The organism is Arthrobacter sp. MDT1-48-3, from assembly GCF_054511015.1.
Window position 1 is genome coordinate 25,809 of the sequence record NZ_JBTNDL010000008.1, and the last position, 23,861, is coordinate 49,669.

General features: G+C 71.1%; 25 protein-coding genes and 1 pseudogene. 5 read left to right on the top strand and 21 right to left on the bottom strand.

Going from position 1 to position 23,861, the window contains the following annotated elements:
* Positions 1–35: 35 nt before the first annotated feature.
* The gene (locus ACX80L_RS14915; RefSeq protein ID WP_459290675.1) at positions 36–1,103 is read left to right on the top strand and encodes an Rv2578c family radical SAM protein; all 1,068 of its coding nucleotides are present in this window, start codon (positions 36–38) and stop codon (positions 1,101–1,103) included.
* Here ACX80L_RS14915 and ACX80L_RS14920 read toward each other — a convergent pair.
* The 4 genes and pseudogenes from ACX80L_RS14920 to ACX80L_RS14935 form a co-directional block, all read right to left on the bottom strand.
* A complete protein-coding gene (locus tag ACX80L_RS14920; RefSeq protein ID WP_459290588.1) occupies positions 1,100–1,570 on the bottom strand; it encodes a (deoxy)nucleoside triphosphate pyrophosphohydrolase in 471 nt (156 codons plus the stop codon). The genes ACX80L_RS14915 and ACX80L_RS14920 overlap by 4 nt on opposite strands.
* A gap of 85 nt (positions 1,571–1,655) precedes the next feature.
* Positions 1,656–1,904 carry a hypothetical protein gene (locus ACX80L_RS14925; protein WP_459290590.1) on the bottom strand — a complete coding sequence of 83 codons (249 nt, stop codon included), beginning with the start codon at positions 1,902–1,904 and terminating at the stop codon, positions 1,656–1,658.
* Positions 1,905–1,972: 68 nt separating this feature from the next.
* Positions 1,973–2,929 (bottom strand): annotated as a pseudogene (locus ACX80L_RS14930) (glutamate--cysteine ligase); the annotation flags it as partial.
* 15 nt (positions 2,930–2,944) lie between these two features.
* Positions 2,945–3,142: a hypothetical protein gene (locus ACX80L_RS14935; protein ID WP_459290591.1), complete on the bottom strand. Its 198-nt coding sequence runs from the start codon at positions 3,140–3,142 to the stop codon at positions 2,945–2,947.
* A gap of 326 nt (positions 3,143–3,468) precedes the next feature.
* Here ACX80L_RS14935 and ACX80L_RS14940 point away from each other — a divergent pair, with 326 nt between their 5' ends.
* On the top strand, positions 3,469–4,755 hold the full coding sequence (locus ACX80L_RS14940; RefSeq protein ID WP_459290593.1) for an MFS transporter: 1,287 nt from the start codon (positions 3,469–3,471) through the stop codon (positions 4,753–4,755).
* Here ACX80L_RS14940 and ACX80L_RS14945 read toward each other — a convergent pair.
* The 4 genes from ACX80L_RS14945 to infC all read right to left on the bottom strand — a co-directional run bounded on the left by ACX80L_RS14945 (position 4,729) and on the right by infC (position 7,576).
* A complete protein-coding gene (locus tag ACX80L_RS14945; protein WP_459290595.1) occupies positions 4,729–5,682 on the bottom strand; it encodes a TrmH family RNA methyltransferase in 954 nt (317 codons plus the stop codon). The genes ACX80L_RS14940 and ACX80L_RS14945 overlap by 27 nt on opposite strands.
* Positions 5,683–5,727: 45 nt before the next feature.
* Complete coding sequence (gene rplT, locus ACX80L_RS14950) at positions 5,728–6,117, bottom strand: 50S ribosomal protein L20 (RefSeq protein ID WP_055772447.1); 390 nt, start codon at positions 6,115–6,117, stop codon at positions 5,728–5,730.
* 92 nt (positions 6,118–6,209) lie between these two features.
* Complete coding sequence (rpmI, locus tag ACX80L_RS14955; RefSeq protein WP_133082241.1) at positions 6,210–6,404, bottom strand: 50S ribosomal protein L35; 195 nt, start codon at positions 6,402–6,404, stop codon at positions 6,210–6,212.
* Between the two features lie 101 nt (positions 6,405–6,505).
* The gene (gene infC / locus ACX80L_RS14960) at positions 6,506–7,576 is read right to left on the bottom strand and encodes a translation initiation factor IF-3 (protein ID WP_244186187.1); all 1,071 of its coding nucleotides are present in this window, start codon (positions 7,574–7,576) and stop codon (positions 6,506–6,508) included.
* A gap of 341 nt (positions 7,577–7,917) precedes the next feature.
* Between infC and ACX80L_RS14965 the strand changes: the two genes are divergently transcribed.
* Positions 7,918–8,367 carry a DUF1844 domain-containing protein gene (locus tag ACX80L_RS14965; RefSeq protein ID WP_208740837.1) on the top strand — a complete coding sequence of 150 codons (450 nt, stop codon included), beginning with the start codon at positions 7,918–7,920 and terminating at the stop codon, positions 8,365–8,367.
* A gap of 164 nt (positions 8,368–8,531) precedes the next feature.
* On the opposite strand, the gene ACX80L_RS14970 is transcribed toward ACX80L_RS14965, so the two are convergent.
* The 8 genes from ACX80L_RS14970 to ACX80L_RS15005 all read right to left on the bottom strand — a co-directional run bounded on the left by ACX80L_RS14970 (position 8,532) and on the right by ACX80L_RS15005 (position 14,773).
* Complete coding sequence (locus ACX80L_RS14970) at positions 8,532–9,842, bottom strand: MFS transporter (protein WP_133082238.1); 1,311 nt, start codon at positions 9,840–9,842, stop codon at positions 8,532–8,534.
* A gap of 28 nt (positions 9,843–9,870) precedes the next feature.
* Positions 9,871–10,725: an SseB family protein gene (locus tag ACX80L_RS14975; RefSeq protein ID WP_459290597.1), complete on the bottom strand. Its 855-nt coding sequence runs from the start codon at positions 10,723–10,725 to the stop codon at positions 9,871–9,873.
* On the bottom strand, positions 10,722–11,480 hold the full coding sequence (gene priA, locus ACX80L_RS14980) for a bifunctional 1-(5-phosphoribosyl)-5-((5-phosphoribosylamino)methylideneamino)imidazole-4-carboxamide isomerase/phosphoribosylanthranilate isomerase PriA (protein ID WP_459290599.1): 759 nt from the start codon (positions 11,478–11,480) through the stop codon (positions 10,722–10,724). Before priA ends, ACX80L_RS14975 begins: the two co-directional genes overlap by 4 nt.
* A 75-nt stretch (positions 11,481–11,555) precedes the next feature.
* On the bottom strand, positions 11,556–11,714 hold the full coding sequence (locus ACX80L_RS14985) for a hypothetical protein (RefSeq protein ID WP_208740834.1): 159 nt from the start codon (positions 11,712–11,714) through the stop codon (positions 11,556–11,558).
* Positions 11,715–11,718: 4 nt separating this feature from the next.
* The gene (gene hisH / locus ACX80L_RS14990; RefSeq protein ID WP_459268967.1) at positions 11,719–12,357 is read right to left on the bottom strand and encodes an imidazole glycerol phosphate synthase subunit HisH; all 639 of its coding nucleotides are present in this window, start codon (positions 12,355–12,357) and stop codon (positions 11,719–11,721) included.
* The gene (gene hisB / locus ACX80L_RS14995) at positions 12,354–12,971 is read right to left on the bottom strand and encodes an imidazoleglycerol-phosphate dehydratase HisB (RefSeq protein WP_133082234.1); all 618 of its coding nucleotides are present in this window, start codon (positions 12,969–12,971) and stop codon (positions 12,354–12,356) included. Before hisB ends, hisH begins: the two co-directional genes overlap by 4 nt.
* 144 nt (positions 12,972–13,115) lie before the next feature.
* Positions 13,116–14,153 (bottom strand): histidinol-phosphate transaminase, encoded by a 1,038-nt coding sequence (locus ACX80L_RS15000; RefSeq protein ID WP_459290677.1) that lies wholly within the window; start codon positions 14,151–14,153, stop codon positions 13,116–13,118.
* Positions 14,154–14,311: 158 nt separating this feature from the next.
* Positions 14,312–14,773, bottom strand: a complete 462-nt coding sequence (locus ACX80L_RS15005) for a LysM peptidoglycan-binding domain-containing protein (RefSeq protein WP_459290602.1) — start codon at positions 14,771–14,773, stop codon at positions 14,312–14,314.
* 382 nt (positions 14,774–15,155) lie between these two features.
* Here ACX80L_RS15005 and lexA point away from each other — a divergent pair, with 382 nt between their 5' ends.
* The gene (gene lexA, locus ACX80L_RS15010) at positions 15,156–15,869 is read left to right on the top strand and encodes a transcriptional repressor LexA (RefSeq protein ID WP_133082299.1); all 714 of its coding nucleotides are present in this window, start codon (positions 15,156–15,158) and stop codon (positions 15,867–15,869) included.
* A gap of 122 nt (positions 15,870–15,991) precedes the next feature.
* Here the strand turns inward: lexA and ACX80L_RS15015 are convergent, their stop codons facing one another.
* Positions 15,992–18,070, bottom strand: coding sequence for an ATP-dependent DNA helicase (locus tag ACX80L_RS15015; RefSeq protein WP_459290604.1), 2,079 nt, complete (start codon positions 18,068–18,070; stop codon positions 15,992–15,994).
* A complete protein-coding gene (gene hflX / locus ACX80L_RS15020) occupies positions 18,063–19,646 on the bottom strand; it encodes a GTPase HflX (protein WP_208740825.1) in 1,584 nt (527 codons plus the stop codon). Before hflX ends, ACX80L_RS15015 begins: the two co-directional genes overlap by 8 nt.
* 120 nt (positions 19,647–19,766) lie before the next feature.
* Between hflX and ACX80L_RS15025 the strand changes: the two genes are divergently transcribed.
* Positions 19,767–20,375, top strand: a complete 609-nt coding sequence (locus ACX80L_RS15025; protein ID WP_459290606.1) for a class I SAM-dependent methyltransferase — start codon at positions 19,767–19,769, stop codon at positions 20,373–20,375.
* A 31-nt stretch (positions 20,376–20,406) separates the two neighbouring features.
* Here the strand turns inward: ACX80L_RS15025 and dapF are convergent, their stop codons facing one another.
* Genes dapF through miaB form a run of 3 tightly spaced genes read right to left on the bottom strand, consistent with a single transcriptional unit; the run spans position 20,407 to position 23,826 of the window.
* Positions 20,407–21,363, bottom strand: coding sequence for a diaminopimelate epimerase (gene dapF, locus ACX80L_RS15030; RefSeq protein ID WP_459290608.1), 957 nt, complete (start codon positions 21,361–21,363; stop codon positions 20,407–20,409).
* A 4-nt stretch (positions 21,364–21,367) separates the two neighbouring features.
* The gene (miaA, locus tag ACX80L_RS15035) at positions 21,368–22,279 is read right to left on the bottom strand and encodes a tRNA (adenosine(37)-N6)-dimethylallyltransferase MiaA (protein WP_459290610.1); all 912 of its coding nucleotides are present in this window, start codon (positions 22,277–22,279) and stop codon (positions 21,368–21,370) included.
* Entirely contained in the window at positions 22,276–23,826 is a 1,551-nt protein-coding gene (gene miaB / locus ACX80L_RS15040) for a tRNA (N6-isopentenyl adenosine(37)-C2)-methylthiotransferase MiaB (RefSeq protein WP_133082226.1), read from the bottom strand. The genes miaA and miaB overlap by 4 nt, the downstream gene beginning before the upstream one ends.
* Positions 23,827–23,861 lie beyond the last annotated feature (35 nt).

Genomic DNA, 23,861 nt, shown 5'->3' on the forward strand with positions numbered 1-23,861 from the left:
GACAGCGTATTAGTACACGTGTTCTAATGGACGTCATGCGATGGGAAGGCCAGAAGATCACGGACGACAGCGGTGCCGCGGAGCCCGCCCTGGTACCGATGGCCGGCCTGGTGCGGTCCGTCCGTACGCCGGAGTTCGCGGGGCTCACGTTCCACGAGGTCACCGCGAAGTCCGTCCTCAACAGGGTGCCGCCCACCTCGTCGATGCCGTTCTCCTGGACCATCAACCCGTTCCGAGGCTGCTCGCACGCCTGCGTGTACTGCTTCGCCCGCAAGACGCACAGCTACCTCGACCTCGACACGGGGCTCGACTTCGATGCCCAGCTCGTGGTGAAGATCAACGCCGCGGAGGTGCTCGCCCGGGAGCTGGCCCGCCCGTCCTGGGTCCGCGAGCATGTCGCCCTGGGGACGAACACCGATCCCTACCAGAGGGCGGAGGGACGGTACAGGCTGATGCCCGGCATCATCTCGGCGCTGGCCGACTCGGGGACACCGTTCTCCATCCTGACGAAGGGCACCCTCCTGGCCCGCGACATCCCACTGCTGATCTCCGCTGCCCGGTCGGTGTCCGTCGGCATGGGCATCTCGCTCGCGCTGGTGGACCCGATCCTCGCCGAAGCCATCGAGCCCGGCACGCCCGCCCCGAGGGCCCGGCTCGCCCTCATCTCCCGACTCCGCGAGGCCGGTCTGCCGTGCGGCGTGATGGCCATGCCGATCCTGCCCTGGCTGACCGACGGCGACGAGTCGCTCGACCGGTTGTTCGGCGAACTCGCAGCAGCCGGAGCCACGGGCGTGACCGCCGGCCCCCTGCATTTGCGTCCCGGCTCCCGCGAGTGGTTCCTGCAGTGGCTCGCAGCCCACCATCCGCACCTCGTCCCGAAATACCAGGAGCTCTATCGAGGCGGGAGCTACGCCTCCAGGGAGTACCGGGACTGGCTCTCGGGCAGGATCCGCCTCTTCCGGAGCAAACACGGGCTCGCGGCCGGGGCCGGTTTCTTCCGGAACCTCTCCCCCGCGGGAGGGCCGGAGCACACGACGGCGCCCCCCGCCGGAACCGGAGCGGTCACGCGCGCTGCCCGCCCGGTCCAGGCGTCCCTGTTCTAGGAGTACGCCCGGTCCGCGACGTCGTCGCGACCCGCCGCTGCCGCGCGCAGGGCGACGAGGATCGGCCGGTCAGCCGGGATCCATGGCAGGGCATCGAGTTCTGCGTCCGGGTGCAGGGGCACCCAGCGCACCTCGTCATGATCCTGCAGGGGCTCGGGATCGCCGGCGGTCGCTTCCGCGAACCAGACCCGCATGGCGGCGCTCTCGTTGAGCGGCCACCCCTGCGGACCGGGTCCGCGGATCTCGGCGCCCAGGCGTGCCCGGATCCCGAGTTCCTCCTCGAGCTCGCGTCGCAGCGCCGCCTCGCACGACTCCCCGGCCTCGACCTTGCCTCCGGGGAACTCCCACATACCGGCGAACTGCGGCGGGGCCGTGCGCCGGGCCACGAGGAGGCGGGTCGGGTTCCCGAGGGAGTCGACGACGGCCGCGCCGACGATCTGGCGGAGGCTGTCCGATGCTTTCGTCACCCGCCGAGTCTAGCCACGGGACGGGTACCCGCCGTCACCCCGTCGGGCGGGGCGTGCCGGTGACGGGACGACGACGGAGCGGCGGTCAGCTCTCCTCGGGGGCCGCGAGCCCGTCCCCCGTCGGCGCTGTCTGGTGTTCCGGGTTGTCGCCGCGACGGTACTCGCCGTGCGGGCTCAGCCCCGGTACCTGCTGGCCGGCGTTGAGCTCGGTGGAGGTGTAGGTGTCCTCCGAGAATTCGGCCGCGCTCTCGGCCTCAGGCTCCTGCGAAAGATTGATGTCCTCCCGGAGGTGCTCGCTCTGCGGCAATTCGTATGAATGAGGTGTCCAGCCCATCGTTCGATCCTGTCAGTAGGTGGTGAGAAGTTCCAGTCCTCGGGGCTCCGTGGCCGCCCCGTCGCAGATCACTGCGTGGCAGCGCGGCCCCAGCCGGCGAACCTCGCCAGGGTCCGCTGCGCGGGCCGTGGCGCCGCCTCGTGGTGGTCGGCGATCCCGCCGCGTGCCAGGTTGGTGACGCGGACGGCTTCCGAGACGACGTCGCCGAGCTCGCCCCGGCGCATCAGGGCCGCGCGTTGCCGCCTCGCACCGGTTCCGCGGGCGAGGAGCTGGCGCAGCAGGGACTCGGCGATCTCAGCGTCGCCCTGGTCCAGCAGTGCAGGCCTGACGTGGCGCAGGAGCGCGGACGCGACGGAGCCGGCCTCCTGCGGCTTCCCCTCGACGGGGTGCAGCAGCTTGCCGTCCATGCCGAACCGCCCCGCCCGCCAGGACGCCATCCGGAGGGTGGCCGTCGGTACGGGCATCGGCGGCACGCCGGCACGCCACTCCCGCGCCGCGGTCTCGACGAGCCCGCGGGTCAGGAGTGCCAGAAGCACGGCATCGTCCGAGTACAGGCACACGTCGCTGACCCGTACCTCCACGGTGGGGTGGTGGTGGCTCAGTCGGGCGTCGAAGTAGATCTGTCCCAGGTCCACCGGCACGGCCGTGTCGAGCAGCCCGGCCACCGTCTCGTGGTAGCGCTCGGCCGTACCGAAGACGTCGCACGGGCCCGTCATCGGCCAGCGGCTCCAGGCCTGCGACCGGTAGCTCGCGTACCCGGTGTCCGTGCCGTTCCAGAAGGGCGAGTTGCCCGACAGCGCGAGCAGCACCGGGAGCCAGGCGCGGATGCGGTCCAGCACCGCAACCCCCTCGTCGTCGTCCTCGACGCTGACATGGACATGGCAGCCGCACGTCAGCTGCTCGCTCGCGGTCAGCGCGAACCGGTCCTGCATCTCCTCGTACCTGGTGCCGAGAGTGGCGATCGGGTGGGCGGGCTGGGGCGACGTCGCGAGGGCCGCCGCCCGCGCACCGACCCTCCGGGCGGTCTCGTCGGCGAGGGCTCAACACCGGGCGATGTCCATGGCGAGGTCGTTGACGTCGGCGTGTGGTCGGGTCCCCGTCTCGATCTGTTCCTGCTTGATCTCACAGGTGAGGCGGTCGTCGAGGCACTGGCCGAAGGCCTCCTGGCCCAGCGGTACGGGAGACCCCGTCTCCGCGTCCACGAGGAGGAACTCCTCCTCCACGCCGACGGTCCTCACGACTCCGCCCCGGGCGCGTGTGTGATCGTTGCCTGTGCCCGCTGCGGTGCGGATCGGACAGGGGTAGCCATGGTGAACTCCTGAGCAGAAGAATCGACAGGCCGCTGCTCAACCAAGATGTCGTCCGTCAACGGTAGGACGGTCGGCGATCGCCGCACAAATGACGGACGTCCTCCATCGGCGGTTGCATTTCGGGCCGTCATGGGGTCATCGCCTAGGCTGGGAGCGACGACGGCGTCCTTTCGGCGCACGTTCCGCTCCCCGTCCGCGAGGGAGCCCGGCGACCGATCCCTCCCGACCTCCGATCCCCGCCGCTAGGACAACAGATGAGTACCTCCGCCGCTCCCGCGCCCACGCTCCCGCGCCCCACCGGCCGTCGCTTCGCGCTGGCCATCGGTGCCCTCGCCGTCGGCGGCTTCGCCATCGGCACCACCGAGTTCACGATCATGGGTCTGCTCGAGGAGATGCGGGCCGACCTCGGTGTGGACTATGCGCAGGGCGGGCACGTCATCTCCGCCTATGCGCTCGGGGTCGTGGTGGGGGCACCCGTCCTCGCGACGCTCGGGGCCAAGAAGCCCCAGCGCTCCGTCGCGCTGGCGCTCATGCTGGTTCTCACGCTCGCCAACCTCTCGTCCTTCTTCGCGTCGGGCTTCGGCTGGATGCTGGCCTCCCGGTTCCTGTCCGGCCTGCCGCACGGGGCCTACTTCGGGGTGGCTGCCGTGATCGCAGCCTCCCTGGCGGATCCGGCGCGCCGCGGGCGTGCGATCTCGATGGTGATGCTCGGACTCAGCATCGCGAACGTCGTCGGCGTCCCGTTCGCCACCTGGCTGGGCCAGCAGGCCGGCTGGCGGTCCATGTTCCTGCTCGTGGGACTGATCGGCGTCGCGACCCTCGCCCTGATCCGAGCCTTCGTGCCGATGGTCCCGGTGCGGGCCGGTGCGAGCATCCGCGCCGAGCTGGGCGCGCTGCGCCGCCCGCAGCTCTGGATGACGCTGCTGATCGGGATCGTGGGCTTCGGCGGGTTCTTCGCCGTCTACTCGTACATCTCGCCCATCATGACGGAGGTCGCGGGCGTGGAGGCGTCGCTCCTGCCCGTCGTCGTCGCGCTCTACGGTGTGGGCATGGTCGTCGGGAACATCGCGGGCGGACGCCTCGCGGACAGGTCCATCATGGGCAGCATCTACGGCGTCATGATCGCGATCACGGCGGTGCTCGTGCTGTTCCCGCTCGCGGCATCGGAGCCCTGGACGGCGTGCCTCTTCGTCTTCCTGGTGGGGGCGAGCGGCTCGACGCTCATCCCTCCCCTGCAGGCCCGCCTGCTCGACGTCTCACCCGGGGCACCCTCCCTCGCGTCCTCGATGAACCACTCGGCCCTGAACATCGCCAACGCACTGGGCGCGGCCGTGGGCGGTGCGGTGATCGCCGCGGGATGGGGTTTCACGGCGCCGGCCCTGGTGGGCGCCGCCCTCGCGGTCCTCGGCCTCGCCGTGGCGCTCGTCAGCGGCCGGATGGACCGCCGCAGCGACGACGCCGACGGTACGCGCCGTGGCGGCCGGACCGGCGCCGAACGGTCCGGCAGGGAACGATCAGGAGGACCGCTGCGCGCGGGCTGAGGCGTACAGGCACACCGTCGCAGCCGTGCCCACGTTGAGGGACTCGGCGCTCCCGTAGATCGGCACGGCGACGCGCGCGTCGGCTGCGGCGGTCACCTCGGCAGGAAGCCCCTGCGCCTCGTTGCCGAAGAGCCACGCCCCCGCGTCCTCCAGGCGGACGGCCCCGCCGACGGCCGGTGCGCGCCCGACCGTTCGGTGGTCGGACGACGTGGATCCCGCGGATCCTGCCCCGAACCGCCGCGCCGCGCTGGCGTCCTGCAGGTCGTCCAGACTCACGGCACCGTAGCCGTCCGCTGCCAGCACCGTCATCCCCGCCTCGCGGAGCCGGTCGGTCAGTCCATCGAGCTCCGCCCCGATGACGAGGGGAAGGTGGAACAGGGAGCCAACGGTGGATCTCACCGTCTTGGGGTTGTACGGGTCGACGCTGGCACCCGTCAGGATCACGGCGTCCGCTCCCGCGGAGTCCGCCGCCCGGATGATGGTGCCCGCGTTCCCGGGATCGCGCACCTCCACCAGCACGGCGACGAGGCGGGGCTTCGTCGAGAGCACGTCCTCGAGGGGCGTGTCGACGAATCGGCAGACCGCGACGAAGCCCTGCGGGGTCACGGTCGAGGCCATCGCTGCGAGCACATCGGGGGTCGTGCGCCGGAGGGACGGCGCCCCGTCCCGGCCGAACAGTTCGGCGACATCGGGGTGCCGCTCGAGGGCCTCCACCGTCGCGTACGCCTCGACGACCACGCCGCCCCCGTCGTCGTCGCGCCTTTCGAGATGCAGCCGCAGCGCTTCGCGGACGGCCTGCGGGCCCTCGGCCAGGAACTCGCGACGCCGGAGACGCGACGGACGCCCGGCCAGGCGTGCCACCTCCTTCACCCGGTCAGCCTGGGTGTTGGTCATAAGTGGCGCCTGGGGGCGTCCGTCTGCAGTCATCGTGTACCGGAGTGCGGGCCGTGCGGCCCGCAGCATCCGATGGACCTAGGCCGAAGCCTTGAGCGGAGCCGACGTGTCGGCCGGCAGGGCGTTCTTGGCGATCTGGACGAGCGCCGCGAAAGCAGCGCCGTCGGTGACGGCGAGGTCCGCGAGCATCCGGCGGTCGACCTGGATCTCGGCGGCCTTGAGGCCCTGGATCAGGCGGTTGTAGGTCAGGCCGTTGGCGCGGGATGCAGCGTTGATGCGCTGGATCCAGAGGCGACGGAAGTCGCCCTTGCGCTTGCGGCGGTCACCGTAGCTGTAGACGAACGAGTGGAGCAGCTGCTCCTTCGCCTTGCGGTACAGGCGCGAACGCTGTCCGCGGTAACCCTTGGCGCGCTCGAGGATGACCCGACGCTTCTTGTGGGCATTGACTGCCCGCTTCACACGTGCCACGTGCGTACTCCTTTTGTTCTTCTTCGGTCACAGCCGCAGCCGCAGCGCCGCACTGATCGGTGCGTACGCTTTCCCGAGGGATGGATTGGTGGTTAGACGCCCAGCATCTTCTTGATGACCTTGGTGTCGGCCTTCGAGACGATCTGGTCGCTCGCGAGGCGGCGCGTCACGGTCGAGGACTTGTGCTCGAGGTAGTGGCGGCGGTTGGCCTGCTGACGCTTGAGCTTGCCGCTGCCGGTCAGCTTGAAGCGCTTCTTGGCGCCACTGTGGGTCTTCATCTTCGGCATGGGAACCGATCTCCTTCTGATAGCCGGGGCGGGTGCACCCGGAGGTCGGCACCCGTCAGGTGCCTCTGGTTGTCGAACGTGCCCGGAGGGACAGGGCGGACCTAGTCCGTGCTTCCGGGCTTGGGACGGCTGGTCGGGCTCTGGGGCGCCGTCCTGCCGGCAGGCTTGGGGGTCGCCGACGGCTTCGGCGCTCCCGGCTTCGGCATGGCCGACGGCTTGGCGGCCACTGACGGCTTCGGTGCCGCTGCGGCCGGCTTGGGCGCAGGAGCTGCCTCCGGCCGAGGGGCCGGTGCTGCTGCAGCGGGCCTCGGCGCAGGAGCCGCCGATCGCGACGCCGCTGGCCGCTCGGCGGGACGCGACGTCGACCGCGGGGCCGACGACGTCCGGACCGGAGCGGCCTTCGGTGCCGCAGCGGCCGTCGGCGCGGCCGAAGGCGCAGCAGCCGGGGCGGCCTCCGGTGCACCTGCCGGCGCAACGGCCGATGCGGGGGCTTCCTGGACGGGAGCCTCCGGAGCGGCGGCCTCGGGCTCGCTCGTGATCGAGTAGCCCTCGGGCAGCAGGTCCGCGAGGGACTGCGTCAGGGGCGCCGTGCTCGCACGCGAGGTATCGACACGCTTGGTGTCGCCACCTGTCTTCGCCGCTTCGTTGGCGGCCTTGGCCTCCGCACGCTGGGTCTCCCGGCGCGCCTCCGCCTTGGCTTCGGCCTTGTTCTTCGTGGGACCGATGACCATGACCATGTTGCGGCCGTCGATGCGCGGCGACGACTCGACGACGCCGACCTCGGCGACATCCTCCGCGAACTTCTGGAGCAGGCGGATGCCCATCTCGGGACGCTGCTGCTCACGGCCGCGGAACTGGATCATGGCCTTGACCTTGTCACCGGCTCCGAGGAAGCGCATCGCGTGTCCACGCTTGGTCTCGTAGTCGTGCGTGTCGATCTTGAGGCGGAACCGGATCTCCTTGAGGACCGTGTTGGTCTGGTTCTTCCGCGCCTCGCGCGCCTTGACGGCCGCTTCGTACTTGTACTTACCAAAATCCATGAGCTTGGCCACCGGAGGCTTCGCCTGCGGTGCTACCTCGACAAGATCCAGGTCGGACTCGGCGGCAAGTCGGAGCGCGTCCTCGATACGGACGATTCCTACCTGTTCGCCGGCAGGTCCGACCAACCGCACCTCGGGAACGCGGATACGATCGTTGATTCTTGGCTCGCTAATGTGTGACTCCTGTGGATTCTCAAACCGGAACCGCGTGCGAACGAAAGAAGGCCTCCCATTGCATGCGCAATCGAAGGCCTCGTCAACCGGTTCTGGATGGTCGGCGGAAGCGCGAGCTTCCCGCCCGTACATCGGCAGGACCGACCAGGTGACCCGGCTACCTGCAATGCGACGGGAGGTCGCACCAGGCAAACGCGGGTGGGAGAGGACTCCGCTTGCATCCCGACCGCTTCCCCGGATGCCCTGTGAGGAGCACGACGAGTACCTGCGACCGGTTGGTCTATGCCAAGCTTACCAGTATGAACACCCCACACGACAATCCGCAGCACTCCTCCGATGCCGGGGCGCCACCTGCCTCCCGCCGCAGCTTCGCGGAGGAGCAGGAACACGCCGCCGGCCCCTCCGATGCGGAGCAGGACGTCCGCCGGCAGATGCGGGACATCTCCGAGGTGGCGGCCGTGGAGGTCATCGTGACGTCGGCGGTACACCTCATGAGTGCGGCCGCCGTGAAGTGCGGCCTCGGCCACGAGGAGAACGCCGAGCAGCTGAAGGACCTCGACGAGGCGCGCAAGCTCATCACGGCCCTGGCCGGCTTCGTCACGGCGGCGGCACCGGAGATCGGCTCACAGCACGCCGGACCGCTGCGCGACGGCCTGCGTTCCCTGCAGCTCGCCTTCCGCGAGGCGTCGATCATCCCCGACCCGCCGGGGCAGGGTCCCGGCGAGAAGTACACGGGCCCCGTCAACTGATCCCCCGGCCGTTCCGGGGATGATCCTGAACGAGCCGCACCGGCCGGTGCGGCTCGTTCGCGTTTCAGACGTGCGCGCGACCCGGGAGACCAGGAGGGACGGCCGGGGCCGCGGGACCGCAGCTCCCCTGCCGGGAGCGCAACGGACCGGCGCGGCGGCGGACGTCAGCGCGAGCGACCGGCCGCCTGGGGCGACTCCGCCGTCGCCGGTCGCTGCCCGAGGTTCCGTGCGGCGAAGCCCGCCGCACCGATGAGCGCCGAGACGACGCCCACCGCGGTGAAGCCGCCCCAGGGTCCCGTGGCGTCGATCAGCACACCGGCCACGGGAGCGCCGAGCGCGACACCCGAGGTCAGCGCCGAGCCGTACCAGCCCATCGCCTCGCCCCTCCGGTCCTCGGGGACGAGATCGGCCACCTTCTCCGACGCCGCCGAGAGCACCGGAGCGCAGAGCAGGCCGGCGGGGATCGACAGCAGGGCCAGGGACAGGGTGCTGTCGGCGAAAGCCATCGGCAGCGTCAGCAGCGCCATGCCGAGCAGGAGGAGCGACGGCGGGACGGGCCGGTGCAGCGCCCCGTAGAGGAGACCGCCCACCACGGACGCAGCACACCACGCCACGAAGACGAGGCCGAGCTGCCCCTCGTTGCCGGCGTGCTCGAGTGCAGCGACGATGCCGACCTCCGAGCCGGACAGCACGAGTCCCGCTCCCGCCGCGATGACCATGACGACCACCAGCGGAACCGTCAGCCAGGGGAAGGCGCGCCGAACTCCCCGGCGGAGCAGCGACGGACGCCGTTCCCCCTGGTGCACGGCGTCGTGGGAGCCGATGAGGTCCGCTGCGGCCTCGCCGATCCCGGCCGGCGCCGCTGCCGACACGGTGACGGCATCAGGGAGTTGCTCCGAGCGCGTCGGCGGGTTGAACCACATCAGGAACAGCCCGGCGGAGGCCGTGGCGAGTCCGACGAGCGTCAGGCCGAGCACGGTGGAGACCTGCGTCGCCAGGACGACACCCACCGCCGGCCCGGCCATGAAGATGACCTCGGTCGAGATCGCGTCGAGCGTGAACGCCGTGCGCCGCCGGTCCCCGTCCACGAGGACGCCCAGCGCCTGGCGGATGACCGAGAACGCCGGAAGGGTGAACAGGCCTCCGACCAGCGCGGCGACCAGCAGCCAGTGGTAGGGCAGGTGCGGGGCGACGGACCAGATGGCCGCTTCCGCGACGATGGACGGGACGAGCGCCCGGCGCAGCCCCGCGCTGTCGATCCGCCGTCCGCGCCACGGGGCGCCGACGGCTATCCCGATGGTCACGACGGCCGCGACGGCCCCGGCCTCGGCGTAGCCGCGGTCCAGGGTCTGCACCACGTGCAGCGTCAGCAGGACCCCTGCCGCGGAGTGCGGGAAGCGGGCGATCATCCCGACGATCAGCAGGGTCCGGACGGACCGGATGCGCAGCAGGTCCCGGTATACGGCGAAGTTCACGAGCTGTCCTTCTCCGCCGACGGCTCCGTCAGCGGGTGAGTTTGATGTCGAGCGAGTCGACGCGATCCACGAATTCGGTGAGTGCGAGGAGCCTCGTACGGAAGGACGACACGACGTCCCGTACCCCCTGCGGAGTCAGTCCCGCGCGGAGCTGGAGGTCCATGCGCAATTCGGGACCCGGTCCCCCACCGGACGCAATGCTACCGTCGGCAGCCCGCGTGAGGACGCCTCCACCGGGCCTGAGCCGCACGGACAGGACATCCTCCTGCACGCGCGCCGCCCCCTCGACGAGTGCGGCCAGCTCCTGGTCCTCGTAGGACGGGGTCCAGCCGGTCTGCCGGGCGAGTGCCCAGACCGCAGGACGCCGGAGGACGAAGGTCACGTCGGCACCCGGGTCGAGCACCAGCAGTTCGGCCTGCTCTGCCGCGGCGGCGAGGGCGGCCCGCGCCGCGTAGGCGGCCACGGGCCGGGCGTCCGGGTGCCAGCGTCCCAGCGCCCGGCTGGAGGAGAACACCGGCAGGGCCTTCCGCCCGTCCGGCGCGGTGAGCGTGACAAGCGCCATGTCCGCTTCCTTGTCGGCCCGGAGGCCGGAGGCGGCGTCCCCTTCCGCGCCGAGCTGGGCAACGATGGGGATGAACACCCGTGCCGTCGTCAGTGCGGCGAAGACGGCCCGTTCACCCCGTCCCGGCCGGTCGGACGTCTCCAGGAGTCCGGCCACCGCGGCGGCGAGCCGCACGTCGGCCGCGCCGTCGTCGTCGTCGAATGCGTGCAGCGGATTGTCGGGTCCCGACAGGTCCCGCCCGGCCCATGGCCGTCCCGCGGAGTCGGCGGTGTTGCCGGCCAGCGCGGCGGCGATGTGCGCGGGCAGCTGTTTGCCGGTCACGCGTCCGCGGCGGGCAGCCCTGCCACGTCCAGGGCCTGGGGCAGGGTGAAGGCTCCGGCGTAGAGGGCCTTGCCCACGATCGCGCCCTCGAGTCCCTGCGGCACGAGCTCGCGGAGGGCTGCGATGTCGTCGAGGCTGGAGATACCGCCCGAGGCGACGACGGGACGCGTCGTCTTCGCGAGGACCTCCCTGAGGAGTTCGATGTTGGGGCCCCTGAGGGTCCCGTCCTTCGTCACGTCGGTCACGACGTACCGCGCGCACCCGGCATCCTCGAGGCGCTGCAGGACCTCCCACAGGTCCCCGCCCTCCTGCGTCCAGCCGCGGGCGGCCAGCGTGGTGCCGCGGACGTCCAGGCCGACGGCGACGGCGTCCCCGTAGCGGGCGATGGCCAGCTCGGTCCACTCGGGGTTCTCGAGCGCGGCCGTGCCGAGGTTCACACGCGTGGCACCCAGTTCCAGTGCGGCGTCCAGCGATTCGTCGTCGCGGATGCCCCCCGAGAGCTCCACCTTGATGTTCAGGTGCTTCACGACACGCTCGAGCAGCTCCCGGTTCGAGCCGCGCCCGAAGGCCGCGTCCAGGTCCACGAGGTGCACCCACTCGGCCCCGTCCTCCTGCCAGGCGAGCGCCGCGTCGAGCGGGTCCCCGTAGCTGGTCTCGCTGCCCGCCTCGCCCTGCACCAGGCGGACGGCCTGGCCGTCCGCGACGTCGACGGCGGGGAGGAGTTCGAGCGTGGGTGATTCGGAGAAGGGGCTCATCGTCTGCTTGGCTGCTTTCGTACGCGCGGCGGGGGCCGCTGGGTCGGGACGGTCGGTCTGGACAGGGTGCTGCGGCTAGTCGCCGGGCAGGGTGAACAGGTAGGCGGCGAGCAGCGAGAGCCCCGCCAGCACCAGGAAGGCGATCCACACCCAGCGCGGGAACTCCTGGCTCCGGAGGGAGTAGGCACCTCCGATGAGGACGCCGGCGGCTCCCATGAGCACGAGGCTCAGCACCGGCTCACCGCAGGCTCTCGATCCAGTTGCGCAGGAGCTGGGCGCCCGCGTCACCGGACTTCTCCGGGTGGAACTGGGTGGCGCTGAGGGGCCCGTTCTCGACGGCCGCGATGAAGCGCCCGCCGTGGTCGGACCAGGTGACCTGCGGCGGCCTCATGGCGGGCTGGTTGACGTCGAAGGACCAGTCCTGGACGCCGTACGAGTGCACGAAGTAGAACCGCTCGTCGGCGATGCCGTCGAACAGGACGGTGTCCTCCGGTGCGTCCACCGTGTTCCAGCCCATGTGCGGCACGACGTCCGCCTTCAGCCGTTCCACGGTCCCCGGCCATTCGCCCATGCCCGGCGTCCGCACACCGTGTTCGACTCCTTCGTCGAAGAGCACCTGGAGGCCCACGCAGATGCCGAGGACGGGACGCCCGCCCGCCACGCGGCGGCCGATCATCCGCAGGGCGTCGACATCCTTGAGTCCCTTCATCACGGCCGCGAACGCGCCGACGCCCGGCACGAGCAGTCCGGACGCGTTGAGGACGTCGTCCGGCTCGGCGCTCAGCACCACCTCGGCGCCGACGTGCTCGAGGGCGCGGACGACGGAGCGGACATTGCCCGACCCGTAGTCGAGCACGGTGACGGTGCGCGCGGTCATAGCGCCCCCTTCGTGGACGGGATGCCCTCGACGCGGGGGTCGGGTTCGACGGCTGCACGCAGCGCCCGGGCCAGGGCCTTGAACTGGGCCTCGACGATGTGGTGCGGATCGCGGCCCGCGAGGACGGTCACGTGGAGGCAGATCTGGGCGTGCAGCGCGATCGCTTCGAGGACGTGGCGCGTGAGGGATCCGGTGAAGTGCCCGCCGATGAGGTGGTACTCCTGCCCGGCGGGTTCTCCCCCGTGCACCAGGAAGGGCCGTCCGGAGATGTCGACGACGGCGTTGGCGAGGGCCTCGTCCAGCGGCACCGTGGCCTCGCCGAAACGGCGGATGCCCGCCTTCGTGCCCAGGGCCTGCCGGAGGGCCTCGCCGATCGCGATCGCCGTGTCCTCGACCGTGTGGTGGACGTCGATGTGGGTGTCACCGGAGGACCTGATGGTGAGGTCGATCAGGGAGTGCTTCGACAGGGCGGTGAGCATGTGGTCGTAGAACGGCACGGTGGTATCGATGGAGGACACGCCCGTGCCGTCGAGGTCGAGTTCCACGAGGACGCTGGACTCACTCGTGACGCGCTCGATGCGGGCCGTACGGCCGCTGGCGGCATCAACTGTCATTGCATTCCTTCTGTTCGCCGGCGGTCGGCCGGGCGCTGATCGGCAGTGGTCGGGAGGGCTGGGTGGCGCGGGGCCGGGAGGATGCGGCGCTCCGAACCCTTCAAGTCTAGGAGGACCGGGCCGGGCGGGGCGCCGCGGTACCGGCTACAGCAGCTTCTTCAACGCTGTGAGGAACACCGTGGTCTCCCGCTCTGTTCCGGCGGTGACGCGCAGGGAGCCGGGAATGCCGACGTCGCGGATGAGCACGCCTGCGTCCAGCAGGCCCTCCCAGACCCGGTGGGGATCCTCGAGGCCCGAGAAGAAGACGAAATTGGCGTCCGACGGAGCCGGCGAGAGCCCGAGGTCCTCGAGTTCCCGCACGATGCGGTCGCGCTGCACCTTGATGGCCTCGACATTGGACAGCAGCGTCTCTGCGTGGGTGAGTGCGGCGTTGGCCGCCGCCTGCGTGATGGCCGACAGGTGGTACGGAAGGCGGACCAGCCGGAGGGCGTCGGTGACCTCCGGGGCGGCGGCGAGGTACCCCAGCCGCGCCCCCGCCAGGGCGAAGGCCTTGCTCATGGTGCGCGAGACCAGCAGGCGCGGTCGGCCGGGGAGCAGCGTGAGCGCGCTCGGTGTCCCCTGCTGGGCGAACTCGCCGTACGCCTCGTCCACGATGATGATGGCCCGCGCGTCCTCGCCGGCCTCGTACGCGGCCTCGACGACGTCGAGCCCCAGTGCCGTGCCGGTGGGGTTGTTGGGAGAGCACAGGAAGACGACGTTCGCATCCGAGGACCGGATGGCGCGGGCTGTCGCGTCCGGCGTCATCGAATAGGCGGACCCGCGCTCGGCGGTGATGTAGCGGGTTCCCGTCCCGCTGGCGAGCAGCGGGTACATCGAGTACGTCGGCGGGAAGCCGATCGCCGTGCGTCCCGGCCCGCCGAAGGCCTGGAGGACCTGCTGCAGGACCTCGTTCGACCCGTTGGCCGCCCAGAGCTGCTCGGGCGTCAGCCCGTGCCCGAGGTAGTCGGCGAGGTTCTTCCGCAGCTCGGTGAACTCGCGGTCCGGGTACCGGTTCAGCCCCGTGGTGGCTTCGGCGACGGCCTGGACGATGGCTGCATGCACGTCCGCCGGTACACCGTGGGTGTTCTCGTTGACGTTCAGCAGGATCGGCACATCGAGCTGCGGTGCACCGTAGGGGTGCATCCCGACGAGGTCATCGCGCAGGGGGAGGTTTGCCAGGGCATCGACGGAGGAGGGCACCGGTCAAGTTTAAGCGATGACGGCCCTCGCAGCGAATGCTGCACGTCGGGCGCCTGGACCGGCCCTGCCCGGCAGTGCGGGAACCGATGCGGGACCGGGGGCTAGCCCTCGGCCGGTATGGAGATACTCTGGCCGGCCTGGACGACGGACGAGCGGAGATTGTTGAGCTCGACCATCTCCGTGACGACGTCGCGCGGGTCGCGATCGGGGGCGTACCGCACGGCGAGGTCCCACAGGGTCTCGCCCGCGGCCACGTTGACGTCGACGACGGACGAGGAGACGGGAGCCGATTCCCCGGCCTGGGCCTGCGAGGTCAGGAAGGCCCCGAGGAGGATCAGGGCGGCGACGCCCAGCGCGATCGGCAGGCCCACGAGGAGCAACCGCCCCCGCCGGGTGAGGGTCAGCGGGCGCTCCGGTTCCCGCGACGAGAGCTGGTGCTCCCCCGCCGACACGGAAGCCGGCGCGGGAGTCGAAGGAGCCGCGACGAGCCGGAGGTGGACCCCCGGCCGGGCGGGTGCCAGTGCCAACGCCGTACTGCCCTGCGGTGCTGGTGCCTCTGTCATCGGCCTACCTCTTTCCCTTCGAATGTTCCGTGTGGAAACGCAGCGTGTTTCGAACACACGTTCTAATTCAGCTGCGCTTATTTCTAGCATCTACGGACGATGCTTGTCGAGACTCGCTCGAACATATGTTTGAAAACCGCCCCGGACTGGCCTAGCGTGAACAGCACGGTCCATCACCGGCGTGTCCTGCTCCTGAGCCGCAGGCCTGCCGGTGATGGTCCCAAGACAACCATCCGCCACTGACAGAAACGGCTCCCACTGCGCGGGAGCCGCACGGCGGATACGACGGGATGCGCAGTCCCAGGCGAAAGGCACACCAGTGGTGGAACCAACACCGGCAGCGCGGCAGGAATCGAACATCGCCGACGTCCCCACCGATGCCGTGCCCCTCTCGGCCGGGCGGGGACGCCCGAGGGGCCGCTCTGTGTCGAAGGGGCTGACGGCGCGCCAGCTGACCATCCTCGAGACCATCCAGCGCTCGATCGCCGACAAGGGCTACCCGCCCTCCATGCGGGAGATCGGCGACACGGTCGGGCTGGCCAGCCTGTCGAGCGTGACGCACCAGCTCTCCCAGCTGGAACGGCTCGGCTACCTGCGACGGGACCCGAAGCGTCCTCGCGCCATGGAGGTGCTGCTGCCCCTGACGCTCGCGTCGGAGCCGGTGTCCGCCGGCGCCTCCCCGACGGACCGCAAGCCTGCGGGCGAGCACCAGATCGCCGTCGACACCGCCCTCGTGCCGCTCGTCGGCCGCATCGCGGCAGGCGGGCCCATCCTCGCCGACCAGGTCGTGGAGGACGTCATGCCCCTGCCGCGCCAGCTCGTCGGGCACGGGGACCTCTTCATGCTCAGGGTCTCCGGGGACTCGATGGTGGATGCCGCGATCTGCGACGGCGACTGGGTCGTGGTGCGGCGGCAGCAGAGCGCCCAGAACGGCGACATCGTCGCGGCGCTGCTTGACGACGAGGCCACCGTGAAGACCTTCCGCCAGCGTGACGGTCACACGTGGCTCCTGCCGCAGAACACGCGCTACGAACCGATCCTGGGCGACCACGCCAGCATCATGGGCAAGGTCGTCTCGGTGATGCGCGCCCTCTAGGAGGCGCTCCGGCGCGTCGTCGGCGACGCCGCCGAGCGCTTCGGCGTCCCTCCCGGCGCCGACGTAGCAGGCGAACCTACCGGGCGCCCTCCAGGAGGCCTACGGATACGGCGGGACGGGCGTCAGCGGCCCGAGAGGCGTTCGAGGATGCCCGTGACCGTGGCGCGGTCGGTGGTCGCCCAGAAGGGCGGCAGGGCCGCCCGGAGGAACCCGCCGTACCGTGCGGTGGCGAGGCGGCTGTCCAGCACTGCCACCACTCCCCTGTCTCCCGCCGCCCGGATGAGGCGACCCGCTCCCTGGGCGAGCCGCACGGCCGCGTGGGTGGCGGAGACACTCATGAATCCGTTGCCACCGTTCCGCGCGACGGCCCTCGTCCGGGCCGTCATCAGGGGATCGTCGGGTCGGGGGAACGGGATGCGGTCGATCACCACCAGCCGGCACGACGCCCCCGGCACGTCGACGCCCTGCCACAGCGACATGGTCCCGAACAGGCAGGTGTCGGGCTCGTCGGCGAACTGCGTGACCAGTGCGCTGAGGGAGGACTCCCCCTGGCACAGGATCTCGAAGTCGACCTTCGGCCGGAGCGCCTCGGCCGCCTCCTCGGCGGCCCGTTTGGACGAGAAGAGGCCCAGAGCGCCCCCGCGTGAGGCCCTGAGCAGGACCAGCAGCTCATTCAGCTGGGCGTCCGACGTGCCCCGCTCGGGTTTGGGCAGGTCCTTCGCCACGTAGAGGACGCCCTGGCGCGGATAGTCGAAGGGGCTCCCGACGTCCACGCCGGTCCAGGCGGGCGCACCGGGACCGCTGAGGCCCAACGACCCCGCCACCGGACCGAACTCCGAGCCGATGGCGAGCGTCGCCGACGTCAGGATCACGGTGTGGTCCTCGAAGAGGCCTTCCCGCAGCCGTCCCGCCACCGAGAGCGGGGCGACGTTCAGGGTCGCCGGTGCACTCTCGTCGGGCTGCGCATAGCCGGCACCCGGTGTGAAGGTGCTCGGGCGGGATGCCCAGACCACTTCGTTGAGATCCGGTGCCGCGAGGATGCGCTCGGCCAGCTCGAAGACCAGCGTCGTCCTCGAGCGGGCGACCTGCCGGCCACCGTCGGCGTCGGCCTCCGATTTGCCGTCCGTCTTCGTGTCGGACAGGGCGGCCCGTGCCGCGTCGCGGACCTGCGCCAGCGACTGTTCGAGATCGTCCGGCAGGCCGCCGGGCAGCAGGCCGGACGGGATGAGCTCGGCGGAGGCCTCGAACGCTGCGGCCGCGGTGTCGAGGGCGCCGGTGCTGATGGAGGCGTGGCGCCGCAGGGCGGTCGCCGCGGCCATCACCATCGAGGCGGACAGCTGTCCGGACACGGCGCCCGTCACCCGGTCGTGGAGTTCATGGGCCTCGTCGATCACCACGACGTCGTATTCGGGGAGCACGGCAATGCCCTCGAAGGCGCTGATCGCGAGCATGGCGTGGTTGGTGATGATGATGTCGGCGTCGGCCGCGGCGGCCCGGGCCTTCTCGCTGAAGCACTCCTGGGCGACAGGACAGCGGGCAGCGCCGAGGCACTCCATGCTGGAGACGGAGACCTGGCGCCACGCGCGGTCGTTCACGCCGGGCACGAGGTCGTCGCGGTCACCCGTCGTCGTCTCCTCCGCCCACTCGCGGAGACGCACCACGTCCCTCCCGAGGGCCGATGCGGGGGCTCCACCGCCGGCAGGGGAAGGATGGGGGGCAGCGTCCTCGCCCAGGCTGAACAGGGCGTCCGGGGCGTCCTCCTCGGGAAATCCCCCGCCGGTCTTGTGCAGGCAGACGTAGTTCGAGCGGCCCTTGAGGAGCGCGACGTCGACCGGGCGTGCGAGCGCGGGCCGCACCGCGTCCAACAGGCGCGGGAGGTCCCGCCCCACGATCTGCGCCTGCAGGGCGAGCGTCGCCGTCGAGACGACCGACGGACGGTCGCTCTCCAGGGCATGCGCGAGGAGCGGCACGAGGTAGGCCAGGGACTTGCCCGTCCCGGTGCCGGCCTGCACGAGGAGGTGGTCGCCGGAGCGGATGGCCTCGCTCACCTGCCGCACCATCTCGTGCTGGCCGGCGCGCATCTCACCGCCCATCGCCGCGACGGCGGCGTCGAGCAGTTCCAGGGCCTGCCGGGCCTCGGCGGAGTGGTGCGCCGCGTCCGGCGCCGCGACCGCAGCACCGGACCGCACGCTCTCACTCATGCCGGACGTACGGCTCCAGCTCGGCTGCCAGGCCCTCCCGGACCATCACCTCGAGGCGCGTGCCCTCGTCGGCGTGCTCCATCCCGAGGATCTCGACGTCCTCCTCATGGAGGCGGCTGACGACCTCGCCGTGCGCGTAGGGCACCAGCAGGTCGAGCTTGACGCCCGGACGCGGGATGTTCGTGCTGATCAGCTGACGGAGCTCGGTGAGCCCTGCGCCCGTCCGGGCCGAGACGACGACCGAGCGCTGCTCGCGCTGCCGCAGCCGTTCGATGACGAAGGGGTCGGCCGCGTCGGCCTTGTTGAGGACGATGATCTCGGGCACCTTGCGGGCGTCGACCTCGGTCAGCACCGCGCGGACGGCGGCGATCTGGCCTTCCGGATCCGGATGCGAGGCGTCCACGACGTGCAGGATCAGGTCGGCGTCGGCGACCTCCTCGAGGGTCGAGCGGAACGCCTCGATCAGCTGCGTGGGGAGCGACCGGACGAAACCGACCGTGTCGGCCAGCGTGTAACCGATGCCGTCCGGCGTCTCCGCCCTGCGGATCGTGGGATCCAGCGTCGCGAACAGCGCATTCTCGACGAGCACGCCGGCGTCGGTCAGCCGGTTCAGCAGCGACGACTTCCCGGCGTTGGTGTACCCGGCGATCGCGACGGAGGGGACCTGGTTGCGACGGCGGTTGGATCGCTTCGTCTCGCGCGCGGGCTTCATCTCCGCGATCTCCCGGCGCAGCTTGGCCATGCGCGTGCGGATCTTCCGGCGGTCGAGTTCGATCTTCGTCTCACCGGGTCCGCGGGAGCCCATGCCGGCGCTCGCGCTGCCGACCTGGCCGCCCGCCTGGCGGGACATCGACTCGCCCCAGCCACGCAGGCGCGGCAGCAGGTATTCGAGTTGCGCGAGTTCCACCTGGGCCTTGCCCTCGCGGGACTTGGCATGCTGCGCGAAGATGTCCAGGATCAGCGCGGTCCGGTCGATGACCTTGACCTTCACGATGTCCTCGAGCCCACGGCGCTGCGACGGCGACAGTTCGCTGTCGACGATCACGGTGTCGGCACCGGTCGCCTGCACGATGTCCTTCAGCTCCTGGGCCTTGCCCGACCCGAGGAACGTGCCGGGGTCCGGCTTGAGCCGGCGCTGCACGATCCCGTCGAGCACCTCGGACCCTGCGGTCTCCGCGAGGGCGGCCAGTTCCTGCAGCGAGTTCTCGGCATCCTGCGCCGTGCCCTCGCTCCACAGACCGGCGAGCACGACCCGCTCCAGCCTCAGCTGCCGGTACTCGACCTCGGTGACGTCCTCGAGTTCGGTGGACAGTCCCGCGACACGGCGGAGCGCGCGGCGCTCGGCCAGGTCCTCCTGGTCCCCGTCCGCGTCGGAGGGCACTTCGTCCTTCGACAGCGCGAGCGCGCGCGACCGCCAGGTCTTCTCCACGGGCGGTGCGGTGTCGCCCGTCTTCTGAGGTCCGTTCGTCGCCTTCGCCGTGGCAGCTTCGTCGCTGGCGAGGATCCGGTCGATGACGGCTTGGATCTCCTCCCGGCCCATGTTGGCTCCGGTGGAATGTCCGTGATTCTCGGTCATGGTCTCCCTAGGTGGATGTCGTCCAATTCTACGGCCGCCGGAGGGACGCCTTCCAACGAATTCTCCCAGCGCGAAAACTGCCCGGAGGGTGCCGCGGACCGGGGCACTAGGCTTTCCTGCATGGAGTCACAGCACTATTTCAGCGCGCAACCGGCCGGACCCGACGTCCGCCGCCCCCTGTCCGTCGTCCTCGCCGGCGCCCGCCGCGACCTGGTGACGTCGTCGGGCCTGTTCAGCCCCGACGGCGTGGACAAGGGGACGGCGATCCTCCTCGACACCGTCCCCGAGCCCGAGGGACAGCACCTGCTGGACATCGGCAGCGGCTGGGGTCCGATCGCCCTCACCATGGCCCTGAAGGCTCCTGCGGCGACGGTGCATGCGGTGGACGTGAACGAGCGCTGCGTCGCGCTGACGGCCGAGAACGCCGAACGGTTGGGGCTCTCCAATGTGGTGGCGACGACGCCGGACGACGTCGACGCCGACCTGCGCTTCGACACCATCTGGTCCAATCCGCCCATCCGGATCGGTAAGCAGGAACTGCATGCCCTGCTCCTGCGCTGGCTGCCACGCCTGGCCCCGGACGGACGGGCATGGCTCGTGGTGCAGAAGAACCTCGGTGCGGACTCGCTTCAGCGCTGGCTCGGCGACGAGTTGCCCGAGGGTTTCACCGTCCGCCGCGCCGAGACCTCGAAGTCGTTCCGCATCCTCGAGGTCCACCGGCCCGCCTGACGACTCCCGGCCGCTCCCGCCGCTCCCGCCCTCAGCCGGCGGGCAGCAGCATGCCGTCGGCGACGAGTTCGGCCGGTCCGCTGAGCTGGACGTGCTCGCGGCCCTCGGGCCCGTCGAAGAACGTCACCCCCACCACCCCGCCCGGAACGGCCACGAGCCACCGGGCCGGGGCACCTTCGCCGGCCCAGTACCGGGTGGCGGCCGCCGCTGCGCACGCGCCGGTGCCGCACGACTGCGTCTCCCCCACGCCGCGCTCGTGCACGCGCATGGTGAGTCGCCCGACGCCGTCCTCACCGACCAGCGGATCCGCGGGGACCACGAGCTCCACGTTCGTCCCGGCCGGTGGTAGGGGCTGCACTACCGGGGCGTGGTACAGCTCGGTGCGCTCGAGGTCGGCCCGATCGGCGAGTGCGACGACGGTGTGCGGGTTGCCCATGCTGATGGACAGCGCCGGGCGTTCGACGTCGAGCCCGCCGATGTCGACGAGGGAGTCCATGCCGCGCGCGACGGCCGCGTCCGGGAAGATGAACTCCCACGGCCCCATGTCGACCGCGTAGCCGTCCCCCGACCGTGTCACGCGCTTGACGCCCGCACGGGTCCCGATGGCGAGTTCGCCGCCGTCGGGCAGGTCGGCGACACCCTTGGCGAGGAGGAAGTACGCGAAGACACGCACGCCGTTGCCGCACATCTCCGACAGGGAGCCGTCGCCGTTGCGGTAGTCCATGAACCATTCGGCGTCGGGCTCCGTCTGCAGGAGGGCGCGTCCCTCCGGGAGCACTGCCGATCGCACGGCGCGGATGTACCCGTCGGCACCGATGCCCCGGTGCCGGTCGCAGAGGCCCGCGACGAACGCCGGATCGGCAGGTCCGGTGCCCTCGGGATCGAGCGTCAGGACGAAGTCGTTGCCCGTGCCGTGTCCCTTGGTGAAGGACAGGCCAGACGTCGGCCGGGCAGCGGGGGCAGGGGCATCAGCGGGGAATCCGGTCACCGTCCTAGGATATGTCCCCCGGTGCACGGACGATCCCGACGGCCCGCTCGAGGAGTCCGGGCTCCTGCCGGTCCAGCCAGGACACCCGCGGGTCACCGCGGAACCAGGTCAGCTGCCGCCGGGCGAAGCGGCGCGTGGCCGCGATGGTGTCCTCGACGGCGTCCGCCTCCGTCATCGACCCGTCGAGGACGCGCAGGAACTGCCCGTAGCCGAGCGCCCGCGACGCCGTCCGCCCCTCCCGCAGCCCGGAGGCGGCAAGGCGTTCCACCTCGTCCGCGAGGCCGGCCCGCACCATGGCGTGCACGCGGTCGGCGAGCCGCTCGCGCAGGATCGCGCGGTCCACCGCCAGCCCGATCTGCACGGCGGGCTGGTGGTACTCGCGCCGCGGCATGAAGGCGCTGAAGGGCCGTCCACTGACCTCGAACACCTCGAGGGCCCGGATGAGCCGACGGTCGTCGTCGATCCGTTCCGCGGATGCGGGATCGACCGCGCGCAGTCGCTCGCGGAAGGCCGCACTGCCCCCGGCCGCCAGCACCGCCTCGAGCCGGGTGCGCACGGCCGCGTCGGTGGGCGGGAACTCCAGCCGGTCGAGGGCCGCGCGGAGGTACAGTCCGGAACCGCCTACCAGGATGGGGACGCGGCCCCGGCTGCGGATGTCCGCGATGACGCGCCGGACCTCCTCCTGGTACGCGGCCACGCTGGCTTCCTCGGTCACGTCGAGGACGTCCAGCAGGTGGTGCTCGATGCCCCTCCGGTCCGGCAGGGGCAGCTTCGCGGTGCCGATGTCCATGCCCCGGTAGAACTGCAGGGCGTCCGCGTTGACGACCTCGCCGTCGAGCCGGTGCGCGAGGTCGACGCCGAGGTCGGACTTGCCCGAGCCGGTGGGACCGACGACGGCGACGACCGGAACGGTCAACGGCCGCTCCCCCGCACGGGCAGGGACGGCATGCCGAGGGAGACGGACCGGGGGGCGCCGTCCGGGCCGGCGGGCACGCCACAGGAGTCGGCCTGGCTCCTGTCCCATGCATCGCCGGCGCGAGAACGCCGGAGCGAGTACTGATCGGACGTCGGGTCGGACAGCAGGTGGAACGACGCCGCCTCGGTGACGGGCAGCGTGACGAAGTCGCCCGGCCGTGGCGCGGCGGCGCCCTCGGGGACCGAGAAGTGGACGAGGCGCTGGTCGCGCGCCCGACCGGTGAGCCGGTGGGTCTCGCCGCCCTTGCGCCCCTGCTGGTCGGTGACGAGCACCTCGACGAGCGTGCCGACCTGGCGTGCGTTCTCCTCCCGCGCGATACGGTCCTGGAGGGCGGTGAGCCGCTCGAAGCGCTCCTGCACCACCGCCTTGGGAAGCTGCTCCGGCAGGTCCGCGGCGGGGGTCCCCGGGCGCTTCGAGTACTGGAAGGTGAAGGCGGTGGCGAAGCGCGACTGCTCGACGACATCGAGGGTGGCCTGGAAGTCCTCCTCCGTCTCGCCGGGGAATCCGACGATGATGTCCGTGGAGATGGCCGCCTGCGGCATGCGCTCGCGCACGCGGTCGAGGATGCCCAGGAAGCGGGTGGAGCGGTAGGAACGGCGCATGGCCTTCAGGATGCGGTCGGACCCGGACTGCAGGGGCATGTGCAGTTGCGGCATCACGTTGGGCGTCTCGGCCATGGCGTCGATCACGTCGTCGGTGAACGCCGCCGGATGGGGACTCGTGAAGCGGACGCGCTCGAGGCCCTCGATGGAGCCGCAGGCGCGGAGCAGCTTGGCGAAGGCGCCTCGATCCCCGAACTCGACGCCGTACGAATTGACGTTCTGGCCGAGCAGCGTGACCTCGACGGCGCCGTCGGCGACGAGGGCCTCGATCTCGGCGAGGATCTCACCGGGTCGGCGGTCACGTTCCTTGCCGCGCAGCGAGGGGACGATGCAGAAGGTGCAGGTGTTGTTGCACCCGACCGAGATGGACACCCAGCCGGCGTAGACCGATTCCCGCCGGGTGGGCAGGGTGGACGGGAAGACGTCAAGCGACTCGAGGATCTCCAGCTGCGCGTCCTGGTTATGCCGTGCGCGCTGCAGCAGGGCCGGCAGGGCGCCGATGTTGTGGGTCCCGAACACGGCGTCGACCCAGGGGGCCTTCTTCAGGATGGTGTCCCTGTCCTTCTGGGCGAGACACCCGCCGACGGCGATCTGCATCCCGGGGCGGGATTCCTTGACGGCCTTCAGGATGCCCAGGTTGCCGTACAGCTTGTTGTCCGCGTTCTCACGGACGGCGCAGGTGTTGAAGACGACGACGTCCGCCTGCCCACCCTCGACCCGGGCGAGCCCGGCGTCCTCGAGGAGTCCCGAGATACGCTCCGAGTCGTGCACGTTCATCTGGCAACCGAAGGTGCGCACCTCGTAGGTGCGCGGGTCGGCCGCGGGGCGGTCCGGCTGGTCGCCGGACTGGGGATCGGTGTCGCCGAGGGGGACGGGAAGTGTCATGCTCACGCCCTTAAGCGTACGGCTGCCCGCGGGGG

Coding starts and splice junctions, on each gene's coding strand:
- ACX80L_RS14945 (WP_459290595.1), bottom strand. CDS start 5,682: ATGACTGCAGACGGACGCCCCCAGGCGCCACTTATGACCAACACCCAG.
- miaB (WP_133082226.1), bottom strand. CDS start 23,826: ATGACACTTCCCGTCCCCCTCGGCGACACCGATCCCCAGTCCGGCGAC.
- hisH (WP_459268967.1), bottom strand. CDS start 12,357: ATGACCGCGCGCACCGTCACCGTGCTCGACTACGGGTCGGGCAATGTC.
- hisB (WP_133082234.1), bottom strand. CDS start 12,971: ATGACAGTTGATGCCGCCAGCGGCCGTACGGCCCGCATCGAGCGCGTC.
- ACX80L_RS14925 (WP_459290590.1), bottom strand. CDS start 1,904: ATGGGCTGGACACCTCATTCATACGAATTGCCGCAGAGCGAGCACCTC.
- ACX80L_RS14940 (WP_459290593.1), top strand. CDS start 3,469: ATGAGTACCTCCGCCGCTCCCGCGCCCACGCTCCCGCGCCCCACCGGC.
- hflX (WP_208740825.1), bottom strand. CDS start 19,646: ATGACCGAGAATCACGGACATTCCACCGGAGCCAACATGGGCCGGGAG.
- ACX80L_RS14915 (WP_459290675.1), top strand. CDS start 36: ATGCGATGGGAAGGCCAGAAGATCACGGACGACAGCGGTGCCGCGGAG.
- ACX80L_RS15005 (WP_459290602.1), bottom strand. CDS start 14,773: ATGACAGAGGCACCAGCACCGCAGGGCAGTACGGCGTTGGCACTGGCA.
- priA (WP_459290599.1), bottom strand. CDS start 11,480: ATGAGCCCCTTCTCCGAATCACCCACGCTCGAACTCCTCCCCGCCGTC.
- ACX80L_RS14965 (WP_208740837.1), top strand. CDS start 7,918: ATGAACACCCCACACGACAATCCGCAGCACTCCTCCGATGCCGGGGCG.
- ACX80L_RS15015 (WP_459290604.1), bottom strand. CDS start 18,070: ATGAGTGAGAGCGTGCGGTCCGGTGCTGCGGTCGCGGCGCCGGACGCG.
- ACX80L_RS15000 (WP_459290677.1), bottom strand. CDS start 14,153: ATGCACCCCTACGGTGCACCGCAGCTCGATGTGCCGATCCTGCTGAAC.
- rpmI (WP_133082241.1), bottom strand. CDS start 6,404: ATGCCGAAGATGAAGACCCACAGTGGCGCCAAGAAGCGCTTCAAGCTG.
- ACX80L_RS15025 (WP_459290606.1), top strand. CDS start 19,767: ATGGAGTCACAGCACTATTTCAGCGCGCAACCGGCCGGACCCGACGTC.